Genomic DNA, 13,208 nt, shown 5'->3' with positions numbered 1-13,208 from the left:
GATTTCAGGGGGATGGACGGAGTCATGTTGAGAATGCTGAAAAAGATGGACGGTGTGATTCTTTTTGTCATGCTGCTGCTCATGATTATTAGTGTATTTGCGATTTATAGCGGAACGCAGACAGATGCCAAACTGGCGAATCATCATGTCAAAACGATTTATTTCTATGTGGGCGGGTTCATTGCGGTGCTAGTGATCGGGCTTGTGAATTACAAGTTATACGTGAAATATGCGTTTTATTTGTATGGGTTGGGAATTATATTGCTGATCCTGGCCAATGTACTGGGAAGTTCGATCAATAACGCCAACGGTTGGCTGAAGCTGGGCGAGAACTTTTCTTTTCAACCGGCAGAGTTGTTCAAGATGATTCTGATTTTGTTCCTCGCCCATTTGATCGTGAAGAGACAACGAGGCACACTGAAATTTTGGAGAGATATTGTGCCGATTGGCTGCTGGGCGTTTATTCCGTTTGCCCTGGTTATGGCTCAGAATGATCTGGGAAATGCGCTGGGGTACGTGGTGATTCTGGCTGCGGTATTCTGGATCGGAAATATGAGGCTGAAGCACGCATTGATTGCACTGGCGATTGTGGGGGTGGCGTTCTTTGGTTTTGTTAAAGCCTATACCTTCTACCATGATGAAGTATTTACTTTTCTTGAAAAGATAAAACGTGAGCATTGGGCAGAGCGTATTGACCCCTGGCTTGTGCCGGAAAAGGCTACCTCCAAAGCTTCTTGGCATACGAAAAATGCAGGTTTAGCCATTGGTTCAGGCGGCATCATCGGCAAAGGTTACTTGCAAGGAACATCCGTTCAGAGTGGACGAGTCCCCTATACGTATTCTGATTCCATTTTTGTTGTGATCGCAGAGGAGTTTGGCTTTGTTGGTGCATCCGTACTGATTCTGTTGTACTTTATTCTGATCCACCGCATGGTGCTGATTGCTCTGGCATGCAGAGATCGCGCGGGACCTGTCATCATTGTAGGTATTATCGGAATGTTGTTGTATCAGGTGTTTGAGAATGTGGGGGCGTTCCTCGGGCTGATGCCGCTCACAGGTATTACGTTACCTTTCATCAGTTACGGCGGCACCTCTTTGCTTATTAATATGGCTTGTATTGGGGTAGTCATGAGCATTAAGTTGTATGGACAAGAAGAGGAGGATGAACTTCTGATCGGGGAGCAACAACCTCGGTTGTCGGAACGTTTATGGAATATGCTCAAGAAAGAGAAAAGTACTGTGTAACTGTTGAGTCGGTGTAGTGAAAAGTAAAGTGGTGAGACGTCGTATAACGTGTTCGTTCGTAGGAATAAAGAGGTTGATTTGCCCTGTAACCAGGTGCAGATCAACCTTTTTAACATGATGGGTGAGAAAGTGTGAATGAGAGATGAGAGAAGCAATGCATAGGTGTTTTCAAGCCAACTGTAGGCTGAGGCGCACCTGAAAGAGTTGGGAATAGTGTGTTGAGCATGATGTGACGATTCAAGTGCCAGCTGTTAGGGGCTTAGAAGTTAAGAGTTATGAGCTAGCGAACCTGACGCATCTTATTCGGGGATTTGAAGTGCCAGTACAGTCTTCAAGGCTTTTTGGACGCTGACATTTTGTCATTGTATAACTTGTCTGGTTTTAAACACACATTCTAGTAGTGCGTGCTCAAAAAGTTGGGTTTTCAGTACCGAGAAGATGGGATGAAGCTAGAAATGGAGTAGTGGAGCGTAGGATAACTACGTGAGCCATCAAAATGGTTCTTTGGTAAACATACTTCGTAAGCCTCCCGCTTATTTCGGCTGAATTTCATATTCGACGTTGATGATGCAGCTGGGCATCCTTCGTAATCAAAGCAGACTTTTTGAACAAACTCTAGTAGATTTATTGTAAATGCTAGGTTTACTTCTGTCTCTACCGGGCATACTGATAGACATGAGAGAGTTGCAGGCAACGTGATCAGAGAGCCGAGGGGGAGAGAACGGAATGAACAGACGAATTGTAAAGCAAATTGGACTTATTATTGTATGTCTTATGATGATTATCATGATGTGGGAAGGTCAGAAAACGGATGCAGCTGTGGCAGCCACAGCGATTCCTGAACAATCGATACGCTTGCGTATTCTCGCAAACTCGGATGCACCGGGAGATCAATTAGTGAAACGTGAGATTCGGGATGCTGTCGTTGCTCAGATGGGCGAGTGGGTAGCCGAACTGGAGAATCCGCAAAGTCTGGATGAAGCGCGCAAGGTTATTCGTGAGCATTTGTCCGAGATTGAGAATAGAGTAGGAGAAGAGTTGGCCAGTCGCGGTTTGAATTATGAGTATCAGGTGGAGCTGGGTTCCGTTCCGTTCCCGACCAAGCTGTATGGAGGTACCGTCTATCCTGCCGGAGATTATGAAGCGGTTCGGATCACGCTGGGGGAAGGCAAAGGTCAGAACTGGTGGTGTGTGTTGTTCCCGCCGTTGTGCTTCATTGATGCAGGGACCGGGGATGCACTGGCGAAACCTTCAACCGTATCAGCCGCAGCGGCTGAACCAGGAGATGCAGAGGCATCTGTGCAGGGAGACACACCGGAAGCGAGATTCTTTCTGTGGGATATGGCTGTGAAACTATGGAGTTGGGTGACTAGTTTGTTCGTATAACAACGTATTTATAATACAGTAGAGGGCGACTTCGATTCAGGGAGCTGCCCTTTTAATATGAATTAGTGGTGAAGTTAAAGTGAGACTCATGCGTGGAGTGAAGTGTGAAGGGCATCCGAGGCGGGAGAGGTATGTTATAATTACTTATATTGAATATGGATAGGAACTAACCTACTTGAAGTTTAGGAATGATGATATATGAGCAGAGAAAACGAACCATTGCAACACACCTCTGAGATGAGGGATGGTAGAGAAGATCGTGATATGAAAGCTCCGGGAGAGCTGGTCACTGAGATGTGGGATGTACGCGTCTTGGTGAGCGCTGAGAACGATCACGGATTGGGTAATAATGAGTGGTTGGATGTGAAAAAGGGGAGCGCCGATCAACAGGCGCTCGCCGACTTGCAGGCTGCCGCAGCCTGCATTCGTCAAGGTCAGACGGTGGCCTTTCCGACCGAGACGGTCTATGGCTTGGGTGCCGATGCGCGTATCACAGCAGCCGTGGAGGCTGTATTTGTCGCCAAAGGCCGACCTTCCGACAATCCACTGATTGTGCATATCGCGCACCGTGACCAGTTGGATACTCTGGTCACGGAAGTGAACGAAACGGCGGAAGCGCTGATGGCGGCCTTCTGGCCGGGACCACTGACGCTGGTGCTGCCGGTTAGGCCGGGGGCGGTGTCACCGCGTGTCACCGCCGGTCTGGACACGGTGGCCGTGCGCATGCCGGACCATCCGGTGGCCTTGCAGTTAATCGCGGCGGCGGCATGCCCTGTTGCTGCGCCAAGCGCCAACCGCTCCGGGCGGCCAAGCCCGACACTCGCGTCTCATGTCCGCGAGGATCTGGATGGCCGCATCGGCGGCATCGTGGACGGCGGCCCCACCGGGGTGGGCGTCGAGTCCACGGTTGTGCAGGTCGGTGACGACGGTACCGTCACCATCCTGCGCCCTGGCGGCATTACGGCGGAACAACTGTCCGCCGTTGCCGCCCGTGTCGCCACGGACCCCGCGCTACTCGCGGAGGGGGCCGATGGCGTGGGCAGCCCGGCGCCGCGCTCGCCGGGCATGAAGTACACGCACTACGCACCCGCAGGGGCGCTGTGCGTGGTGGAGGGGCCGCCCGCAGCGGTGGCGGCCTGGATCAGCGCCGCCCTCGCAGAGGCGGCGAAGCGCGGAGAGCGCACCGCGGTGCTGGCGTTCGCCGAGCACGCGGAGCAGTACCGCGCCGATGCCGTGTTCTCGCTGGGTGACGCCAGCGAGCTGGAAGAAGCAGCGCGCCGGCTATACGCCGCGCTGCGCAGCTGCGATGAGCAAGGCGCCACATATATTGTGGCTGAAGCCTGCTCACGCGAAGGGCTGGGAGCAGCCGTCATGAATCGGCTGCTCAAGGCTGCAGGTAACCAACTCATACAAGTTGGCGACCAGCAACCCTCTTAATCTCTCCTGATCATACAGTCAGGAGAGTAATCACCCTTTTTCCAAAACAAAATCAAGATTCTATAAAGCCAGCATCTGACCAGAGATCCGTCGCCGTTTGCCTTTCATCGGTCATGTTTAGGTCCTTGTCCGCATATCGTGTACAAGAACCTTTACGTGACTTGGGGGTATGGGGATGTGGGATGTGTCTGCCCATGTTGGGCAGTTTGTAACCATTTTGATCATGGCTATTGCGCTTGGCCTCGATGCGTTCTCACTCGGAATCGGAATTGGCATGAAGGGCATTCGGCTGCGGGATGTATTGCGAATCAGTATTGTAACGGCGCTGTTTCATATCATCATGCCGCTCATCGGCATGTATATGGGCAAATACGTCAGCTCCCTGCTCGGTGACATTACGACGTATGCGGCAGGTGGATTGCTTGTTTTGCTGGGAGCTCATATGATTCTGAATGCATTCCGTGAAGGCGATACCAAGCTGGTGGACCACCGTTCCCTGCTCGGCGTTGTGTTGTTCTCCCTCAGCGTAAGTGTGGATTCGTTCTCCGTTGGTGTTTCCTTAGGGATGTTTAGCAGTGATCTGATCTTGACCGTACTTGCTTTCGGTGTGTGTGGCGGGGTGATGTCGGTTATGGGTCTGCTATTAGGCCGTCGGGTGAGCCAGAATCTTGGGGATTACGGCGAAGCTATTGGTGGCGCAATCTTGCTTGCGTTTGGACTTTTGTTTATATTTTAGAATAAAACGTGAGTAATCATATCATTCGCATCATATGTAAAATGGGGAGGCTAACACAATGAAACATATTTTATTCGTATGTACAGGAAATACGTGCCGCAGCCCCATGGCAGAGGGGCTTTTGAGAAAATTGGCATCGGAGCGCGGCATTCAGGTAGAGGTTCGTTCCGCAGGTGTGGCAGCAACATCGGGTATGCCGATTTCTCGCCATGCTGAAGCAGTTCTGAGAGATCATAACGTTGAAGGTCCACCTCATTCCACACAGCTTAGCGCTAACCTGGTAGGTTGGGCTGATCTGGTTCTTACATTAACACGGAGTCATAAGCAGCATGTCATGCAGGTTTTTCCCGATTCAGTCCACAAAACTTATACATTGAAAGAATATGTGGAGGATGATGAACAGGTATTAAGTGATGTTCAGGAGTTGGACAGCCTGTTTGCAACGCTTGAAATGAAACGTGCCCTTGGGCAAGAGATCCTGGCATCGGAGCGTGAGCGAGCCATTGAGATCAGACAACGAATTCCAAGTTTCGACATCTCCGATCCGTTTGGGGGAAGTCGTGATGATTACAATATAGCTGCAGCTGAGATTCGGACGGCGTTGGACCGGCTTTTGGATAAGCTGGGTTAAATCTGATCCTGCGGGGCGGGTTATAGAAATAGGACACGTGATGTAAATTAACCGTTGATTTTAGACGCGGGTTGTTTTATGATGAAGGGGAAAACAGGGATCCGGTGTAACTGGCGACGAAGTGGGCATAACCACGATGGAGCACCGGAACAAACGGCCGGTCGCCTGGGCAAAAGAGCAATTCTGCGTTACCCGCAGACTGCTCTTTTTTTCGTCTTTCATCTGATTATTCGCTATAATAGTACCTGAGATGCCGTGCAAGAATACGAAGGACAACCAAGAGACAGCGGGCATGATTTTATCGGGAGGCGATGATAGGATGACTATAGAGTTAGATTCGGAACAACCCGGATTGCAGGAACAGACCGCGTCTATTCTGCATGAACTGGCGCTTGCCGGACAGCTTGGACCTGGACAGATCGTTGTGATCGGTACAAGCACAAGTGAAGTCGCAGGCGCTCGGATTGGTACGAGTGGTGCCATTGAAGTGGCACAGCAGCTTCTTGCGGGTATACGCGAGGTGCAGGAGGAATTCGGTTTTGACACGGTATTCCAATGTTGTGAGCATCTGAACCGTGCGCTGGTAATGGAACGTTCTGTGCTTACTCGTCTTGGATTGACCGAGGTTGGTGCTATACCCGTGCCCAAGGCCGGAGGTTCAATGGCATCCGCAGCATATCGTTCGCTGACCGATCCATGCCTGGCTGAACATGTGCAGGCCCATGCGGGACTGGACATTGGGGAGGCGATGATTGGAATGCATCTCCGGCATGTAGCCGTACCCTATCGTACAGCGCTTCGCTATGTTGGAGATGCTCGTGTAACCACAGCGTTGACCCGTCCGAAGTTGATTGGCGGCGAACGCGCGGTGTATCGTATGGAAGAACAACCAGATTCGACATTATGTGACTAACATATTCAACCTACTTCACTATACTTGGGAGGAATTTAATCATGGAACAATTGCGCAAGAATGACCCGGCAGTACTGGAAGCGATGAATCTTGAACTGAAACGTCAACAGAACAACATCGAACTTATTGCATCCGAGAACATCGTAAGTGAAGCAGTAATCGAAGCAATGGGATCTGTTCTGACCAACAAGTATGCTGAAGGATATCCAGGCAAACGTTACTATGGCGGTTGTGAGCATGTGGACATCGTTGAAGACATCGCGCGTGATCGTGCAAAAGAATTGTTCGGAGCAGAACATGTGAATGTTCAACCTCACTCCGGTGCACAAGCGAACATGGCAGTATATCTTGCAGCGTTGAAACCTGGTGATACTGTACTCGGTATGAACCTTGCCCATGGTGGACACCTCACACACGGTAGCCCGGTTAACGCATCCGGTTTGCTGTATAACTTTGTAGCATACGGCGTACAGGAAGATACATTCCTGATTGATTATGATGAAGTACGCAAAGCGGCTTTCAAACACCGCCCTCGTCTGATCGTTGCAGGTGCAAGTGCATATCCGCGTACCATTGATTTTGAAAAGCTGGCTTCCATCGCCAATGATGTAGGTGCTTTGTTCATGGTGGACATGGCTCACATCGCAGGACTGGTTGCTGCTGGTTTGCATCCAAACCCGGTTCCACATGCGCATTTCGTAACAACAACTACACACAAAACGCTGCGTGGACCTCGTGGTGGTATGATTCTGTGCCGCAAAGCGTGGGCAGCAGCGATTGATAAAGCCGTATTCCCTGGTTCCCAAGGAGGACCTTTGATGCACGTGATCGCTTCCAAAGCGGTAGCATTCGGAGAAGCTTTGCAACCTTCGTTCAAAACATATGCACAGAATGTTGTGAAAAACGCACAGGTTCTGGCTGAAACACTGATCGCTGAAGGATTGAACATCGTATCCGGTGGTACAGATAACCACTTGATGCTGATCGACACACGCAGTGTGAACATCACAGGTAAGGAAGCTGAGCATGTGCTTGACTCCATCGGTATTACCGTGAACAAAAATGCCATTCCATTCGACCCTACAAGCCCGTTTGTAACGAGTGGTATTCGAATTGGTACACCTGCTGCAACTTCCCGTGGCATGAACGAAGAAGCAATGGTAGCGATCGGTAAGATCATTGCCAAAACGCTGAAAAATCCAAAAGATACAGCGAAGCTGGATGAAGCTCGTGCAGAAGTAACTGCACTGACAGACCAATTCCCGCTCTATACAGATCTTAAATACTAAAAAACTTTGCTCATGCTGCTTTCTTTTGAGTTTTTATAAATTGGAATACAAAAGACGAAGCTGGCAGAATGCAATCGGAGAAGCGAAGCGCTCGCCTTTATCCCATGATTTTCTCCTTATATAGGAGAATCAAAAAAATCAGGGGATAACAGCGATCGTAGGTGCAATCTGTTTGCGGAGCATCACTTGTATTCATATTTTTTCCCACTCAATGACATAACAGCATGAGCAAAACAGGACCGGATGGATCATTTTCCGGTCCTGTTTTTTATAGGATTCGGTAATCTGTAATGATTGGGTGCCCTTTGATGGTGTAATTCGTTGTTGGTGATGATATAATATACAGGATTTATCGAGCCCATGAATGGTGGCTAGGTATATTTGGAAATGCTGAACATGAAGAACTTACCGGAGGGACAAATTAGATGGGAAAATTAGTAATATGTGATCACCCTTTGATTCAACACAAACTGACGTTTATACGCGACATGCGTACGAATACGAAAGATTTTCGTGAATTGGTGGATGAAGTAGCAACGTTGATGGCTTATGAGATTACAAGAGATGTTGAACTGGAAACGATTGATGTACAGACACCTGTAGCTGCAACACAAGGTAAAGTTATCTCTGGACGTATGCTCGGACTGGTGCCGATTCTGCGTGCAGGACTCGGAATGCTGGATGGCGTTGTGAAATTATTGCCAGCGGCAAAAGTTGGACATGTTGGTCTGTTCCGTGACCCGGAAACACTGCAACCGGTAGAATACTACACCAAACTGCCTACAGACGTAACAGAGCGTCAATTGATTGTAATTGATCCGATGCTGGCAACGGGTGGTTCGGCAATTGCAGCTATTGACGTGCTCAAAAAACGTGGCTGTACCCAAATCAAAATGATGAACCTGGTTGCAGCACCGGAAGGCGTAAAAGCTGTGCAGGATGCACATCCCGATGTGGACATCTATGTAGCAGCATTGGACGACCGTCTGGATGATCATGGTTATATCGTTCCAGGACTTGGAGATGCAGGAGACCGTCTATACGGCACTAAATAAGCATATCGCATGCTTTGTAAGAGGTTGTTCAAAAAGTCCAATTTTGATTACGAAGGATGCCCAAGGGCATCATCGGCATCGAATATGAAATTCAGCCGAAATGTCCGTTGCTCACGTAGTTTTCCCTACGCTCTGCTACTCCATTTCTACCTTCATTCCATATTCTTGGTACTGAAAACCGGACTTTTTGAACATGAACTTATAGAAAAGGGGCTTTGCTCGAATGTCCAACAAAATTAAAGTCATGACGATCTTCGGGGTGCGTCCGGAAGCCATCAAGATGGCTCCGCTTATTTTGGAATTGCAAAAACACCCTGAGTCTATTGAATCTATTGTTTGCGTAACTGCGCAGCATCGCCAGATGTTGGATCAGGTACTTGACGTTTTCGACATTCATCCCGATTATGATCTGGATGTGATGAAGGACCGTCAGACATTGAATGAAATTACAATTCGTGTGCTTGGTGGTCTGGAGCCCGTGTTAGCTGAAGCTAAACCGGATATTGTGCTGGTTCACGGGGATACATTAACTACCTTTGTAGCGAGCTACGCAGCATTCTTGCAACAGATTCAGGTAGGACATGTGGAAGCGGGACTGCGGACGTGGAACAAGCTGTCTCCATATCCGGAAGAGATGAACCGTCAGCTGACGGGAGTACTGGCTGATCTACACTTTGCGCCTACGGATTGGTCTTCTTCCAATCTTGCCAAAGAAAATAAATCGGAGTCTAGTACGTACGTCACAGGCAACACGGTAACCGATGTGTTTCAATATACTGTACGGGAGGACTACACACACCCGGTACTTGATTGGGCCCAAGGCAAACGCCTTGTGCTGATGACAGCTCATCGCCGCGAATCTCAAGGCGAGCCTCACCGCAACATTTTCCAGGCCGTCAAACGGATTGCCGACGAATTCGAAGATATTGCCATCGTGTACCCGGTGCATCCAAGTCCTGCTGTGAAGGAGCCGGCTCACACGATTTTGGGGAATCATCCCCGTATTCAATTAATTGATCCACTAGACGTGGTGGATTTGCATAACTTTTACCCGCACACTCACTTGATTTTGACCGATTCAGGCGGTTTGCAGGAAGAAGCGCCTTCGTTTGGTGTGCCTGTGCTCGTATTGCGCGATACAACAGAACGCCCGGAAGGTATTGAAGCCGGAACGCTGGAATTGGTAGGTACCGAAGAGGAACTTGTGTATGAACGGACCAAAGCTCTGCTTACAGACAAAACCCTGTATGCAAGCATGAGTCAGGCTGCCAATCCATACGGTGATGGACATGCTTCGGAAAGAATTGTCAATGCGATTTTGCACCATTTTGGTGTAAATAGTGAGCGTCCGGAATCATTTCACAGAAAATTCAAAAAATAATACATTTTTTCTGACGGATTTATAAAGGGCAAGCATACAGTTAAACTGTACGGTTTACGCGGGTTTATGGGCTTTGAGGGTCTGTATTCCCGTCGTTTCCCCCTTTAAAACGCTAAAATCATTCAATTGACAAAGGCTCTCATCATTCAGTAAAATTAACTGGGATTGCAAGGGTGGCGTGGAAAATGGCCGATTCGAACAAACCAAATTCATCCCGTAACCATGACGATAATGTATGGAAAGCGATGGGGCTCGTGACAGCTTTTGGGATCGAGATTGCCATTCTCGCTGTTGCCGGATATTACGCTGGCTCCTGGTTGGACAAGACCATCGGGGGTAACGGAATATGGATCGCCGTAAGCGTTCTCTTTTTTCTTGCGGCAGGCGGTGTAAGCATCTACTTTATCGCGAAAAAATTCATGGGGGAAAGTGATGAGTGAACTAACCAGATACCGCAGATCGATGACTGTTTTCATCATGTACTTTCTTATGATTTGTTTTCTCGCAGCGGCCTTTATGCCACGTGTGGAGACAATTGCTTTGGGACTGGCCCTGGGTACAGGAGTTAGCTGGATCAATGCATTTTACTTGGGCTACAAAGTAAGGAAAATGTCTGATGATGCGGCAGAAGGTAACTTGAAGCGTGTGAACCTGGGATTTTTGACAAGAGCGGCACTCGCTGTGCTCGGTATATTCATATCGATGCGCTTTCCGCAGTACTTCAATACATATGCGGTTGCAGGCGGTCTCGTCATTGCACAATTTTCCTTACTGATTATAGGGATTGTCCATTCCCGCAGAGCAGAATGATGTTAAGGGCTGCAGCTTTCAAGTCGAGAAAGGGGTGAGAAAAATATGCATGAAGCTCCAATTATTATGCTTGGCGGATTTCGACTCGATCTATCGGTTCTGTTGATGCTGGTAGTTACAGGTGCAATTGTTTTTATTTTTGCTGTACTGGCAACACGGAGATTATCCGTTGAAAATCCCGGCAAGCTGCAAAATTTTATGGAGTGGGCAGTAGAATTCGTCCGCAATCTGATTTCCAGTACAATGGATATGAAGAAAGGTAAACATTTTATCTCTCTCGCTCTTTCCATGATCATGTTCATTTTTGTAGGGAACATGCTCGGCCTTCCGCTCGTGGCTGTATCTGAGGTAACAGATGTTAATCAGGCACAGGTATTCGGTAAGCCGATTGTTACAGCGGTGGAGGCGTTTGAAAAAGCGCATGCCAAGGACCCTGAAGCACACCCACACGTTGAACTGGCTTGGTGGAAATCACCAACAGCCGACTTGTCTGTAACGATGGGACTTGCTCTCGTAGCGTTCCTTGTATCTCATGGACTGGGATTGTTCCGCAACACAAAAGGATATCTCCAGCATTACCTGAAGCCATTCGCTTTGTTCTTGCCAATCAACTTGATTGAGACGGCATCCAAGCTGTTGACACACGGTATGCGTCTATTCGCGAATATCTTCGCAGGTGAGGTACTGATCGCAACGATCCTGAAACTGACCACATTTAAAGTGTTTGGTGCTATTGCAGCGATTCCGCTACTTATGGTGTGGCAAGGCTTTAGTATCTTTATCGGCGCGATCCAGGCATTTGTGTTTGTTATCTTGATGATGGTGTACATTTCACAGAGCATCGAGACGCACGACGAGCATTAAGTTTCAAGCCCTACGAAGATTTCTTCACCAGGCTGAACAATAAAAAATTCGATTTATCATTTTAAGGAGGATATACAAATGGGAGCAATGGCATTAATCGCAGCAGCAATTGTTGCAGGACTGGGCGCGTTTGGCGCAGGTATTGGTAACGGTATGGTAATCAGCAAAACGGTGGAAGGTATTGCCCGTCAACCAGAGGCAAAATCCACTCTTCAAACAACAATGTTTATCGGTGTAGGTTTGATCGAGGTATTGCCGATCATCGGTGTGGTACTCGCGTTCATGTTCTACGGTATGGCTTAATTAAATTTTAAAGGTTTGGCGGGGAAGGCCATAGCCATCCGCGCCTTCTTTTTAGGTAATGTCCGTTCTAACGGATGACGTTTCAAGGATACCTCCAGGAAGGAGTGAACAGATTGAGTTTCATATGGGAAAATACGCTTCTTGCGATTGTTGCATTTGCAATTTTATATTGGCTGCTTAGCCGTTATGCCTTCGGGCCTTTGTTCTCCATTATGGAAAAACGTCGTGAACTCGTGATGACGCAGATGAATGAGGCTGCACAGACTCGGGAACAGGCCATTGCCTATGTGGAGGAACAAAAACAAGCTCTTGAACAAGCACGTCAAGATGCTTACGACATCATTGAACAGTCCAAACAAACAGGTGGCAAACAAGCTGAATCGATTTTGGCTGATGCAAAAGCTGAAGCTAATCGTCTGAAAGACGATGCAGTACGCGAAATCGAGAGCGAGAAGAACAAAGCAGTCGCAGCACTTCGCAGCGAACTGGGTACAGCTTCCGTTCAGATTGCATCCAAGTTGATCAAAAAAGAAGTTGAGAACGGTCCTGCACAAGAAGAGCTTGTGAACCAATACCTCAATGAGGTAGGAGGCCGACAATGAGCCGCGATACGATAGTTGCCAAGCGTTATGCGAAAGCATTGTTCGAAGTTGCTCTTCAGCAACAGCAGGTGCTTGAGGTTGAACAGGAACTGGTTGCAGTAGTCAGTGCATTGACCGGAGATGCAGATATCGAGAAATTTATCGTATCCCCTAATATTTCTGATGAAGCCAAGCAGAACGTAATTCACTCAAGTCTTGATGGCAAGGTATCCGATTCAGTCCTTCGTACAGTCTTGTTGTTGATTGAGCGCGGACGCGTTGAATTGCTGGGAGACTTGTTGAATGATTATCGGAAGATCCAAGGTGAGTCGCTGGGCATTGCTGATGCACGTGTCTATTCGACTTATGCGTTGAATGATGAAGAAAAAGAAGCGGTAGCCCGTGAATTCGGTGGCCGTGTGAATAAAAAGATTCGTATCGAGAACATTGTTGATCCGACTCTGCTGGGCGGATTGAAAGTCGCCATTGGCGATACGATCTATGACGGCAGCTTGGCTGGCAAGCTCGAACGTCTTGAGCAGTCTTTTAACAGACGAGTACAGTAGATTGGGGTGAG

Annotated in this window: 15 protein-coding genes and 1 riboswitch; all 15 genes read left to right on the top strand. The window is 48.4% G+C overall.

Features of this window, described 5'->3' with window-relative positions; translation table 11 throughout:
* The first annotated feature begins 24 nt into the window (after nucleotides 1-24).
* The 15 genes from AC4E8D_RS29065 to AC4E8D_RS28995 all read left to right on the top strand — a co-directional run bounded on the left by AC4E8D_RS29065 (nucleotide 25) and on the right by AC4E8D_RS28995 (nucleotide 13,197).
* On the top strand, nucleotides 25-1,245 hold the full coding sequence (locus tag AC4E8D_RS29065; RefSeq protein ID WP_221821829.1) for an FtsW/RodA/SpoVE family cell cycle protein: 1,221 nt from the start codon (nucleotides 25-27) through the stop codon (nucleotides 1,243-1,245).
* 726 nt (nucleotides 1,246-1,971) lie between these two features.
* Nucleotides 1,972-2,631: a stage II sporulation protein R gene (gene spoIIR / locus AC4E8D_RS29060; RefSeq protein ID WP_221821828.1), complete on the top strand. Its 660-nt coding sequence runs from the start codon at nucleotides 1,972-1,974 to the stop codon at nucleotides 2,629-2,631.
* A 264-nt stretch (nucleotides 2,632-2,895) separates the two neighbouring features.
* The gene (locus tag AC4E8D_RS29055; RefSeq protein WP_260632812.1) at nucleotides 2,896-4,068 is read left to right on the top strand and encodes an L-threonylcarbamoyladenylate synthase; all 1,173 of its coding nucleotides are present in this window, start codon (nucleotides 2,896-2,898) and stop codon (nucleotides 4,066-4,068) included.
* 175 nt (nucleotides 4,069-4,243) lie between these two features.
* Nucleotides 4,244-4,804 carry a manganese efflux pump MntP gene (locus tag AC4E8D_RS29050; protein ID WP_221821826.1) on the top strand — a complete coding sequence of 187 codons (561 nt, stop codon included), beginning with the start codon at nucleotides 4,244-4,246 and terminating at the stop codon, nucleotides 4,802-4,804.
* 58 nt (nucleotides 4,805-4,862) lie between these two features.
* A complete protein-coding gene (locus tag AC4E8D_RS29045) occupies nucleotides 4,863-5,435 on the top strand; it encodes a low molecular weight protein arginine phosphatase (protein ID WP_221821825.1) in 573 nt (190 codons plus the stop codon).
* A 96-nt stretch (nucleotides 5,436-5,531) separates the two neighbouring features.
* Nucleotides 5,532-5,613, top strand: a riboswitch (ZMP/ZTP riboswitch).
* Nucleotides 5,614-5,754: 141 nt separating this feature from the next.
* A complete protein-coding gene (locus tag AC4E8D_RS29040; RefSeq protein ID WP_490205573.1) occupies nucleotides 5,755-6,348 on the top strand; it encodes a TIGR01440 family protein in 594 nt (197 codons plus the stop codon).
* A 41-nt stretch (nucleotides 6,349-6,389) separates the two neighbouring features.
* On the top strand, nucleotides 6,390-7,637 hold the full coding sequence (glyA, locus tag AC4E8D_RS29035) for a serine hydroxymethyltransferase (RefSeq protein ID WP_017691928.1): 1,248 nt from the start codon (nucleotides 6,390-6,392) through the stop codon (nucleotides 7,635-7,637).
* A 425-nt stretch (nucleotides 7,638-8,062) separates the two neighbouring features.
* Nucleotides 8,063-8,692: a uracil phosphoribosyltransferase gene (upp, locus tag AC4E8D_RS29030; protein WP_017691929.1), complete on the top strand. Its 630-nt coding sequence runs from the start codon at nucleotides 8,063-8,065 to the stop codon at nucleotides 8,690-8,692.
* 223 nt (nucleotides 8,693-8,915) lie between these two features.
* On the top strand, nucleotides 8,916-10,073 hold the full coding sequence (gene wecB, locus AC4E8D_RS29025) for a non-hydrolyzing UDP-N-acetylglucosamine 2-epimerase (protein WP_221821824.1): 1,158 nt from the start codon (nucleotides 8,916-8,918) through the stop codon (nucleotides 10,071-10,073).
* 185 nt (nucleotides 10,074-10,258) lie between these two features.
* A complete protein-coding gene (locus tag AC4E8D_RS29020; RefSeq protein WP_024632723.1) occupies nucleotides 10,259-10,513 on the top strand; it encodes an AtpZ/AtpI family protein in 255 nt (84 codons plus the stop codon).
* Nucleotides 10,506-10,883: an ATP synthase subunit I gene (locus AC4E8D_RS29015; protein WP_221821823.1), complete on the top strand. Its 378-nt coding sequence runs from the start codon at nucleotides 10,506-10,508 to the stop codon at nucleotides 10,881-10,883. Before AC4E8D_RS29020 ends, AC4E8D_RS29015 begins: the two co-directional genes overlap by 8 nt.
* Before the next feature lie 45 nt (nucleotides 10,884-10,928).
* The gene (gene atpB, locus AC4E8D_RS29010; RefSeq protein ID WP_221821822.1) at nucleotides 10,929-11,747 is read left to right on the top strand and encodes a F0F1 ATP synthase subunit A; all 819 of its coding nucleotides are present in this window, start codon (nucleotides 10,929-10,931) and stop codon (nucleotides 11,745-11,747) included.
* Between the two features lie 78 nt (nucleotides 11,748-11,825).
* A complete protein-coding gene (gene atpE, locus AC4E8D_RS29005) occupies nucleotides 11,826-12,050 on the top strand; it encodes a F0F1 ATP synthase subunit C (protein ID WP_017691934.1) in 225 nt (74 codons plus the stop codon).
* Between the two features lie 113 nt (nucleotides 12,051-12,163).
* Nucleotides 12,164-12,652, top strand: coding sequence for a F0F1 ATP synthase subunit B (gene atpF, locus AC4E8D_RS29000; protein ID WP_036612568.1), 489 nt, complete (start codon nucleotides 12,164-12,166; stop codon nucleotides 12,650-12,652).
* Nucleotides 12,649-13,197 (top strand): F0F1 ATP synthase subunit delta, encoded by a 549-nt coding sequence (locus tag AC4E8D_RS28995; protein ID WP_036612565.1) that lies wholly within the window; start codon nucleotides 12,649-12,651, stop codon nucleotides 13,195-13,197. The genes atpF and AC4E8D_RS28995 overlap by 4 nt, the downstream gene beginning before the upstream one ends.
* Nucleotides 13,198-13,208 lie beyond the last annotated feature (11 nt).

It is taken from the genome of Paenibacillus sp. SRL342 (assembly GCF_984798905.1).
This window is presented reverse-complemented; position numbering and strand designations above follow the sequence as displayed.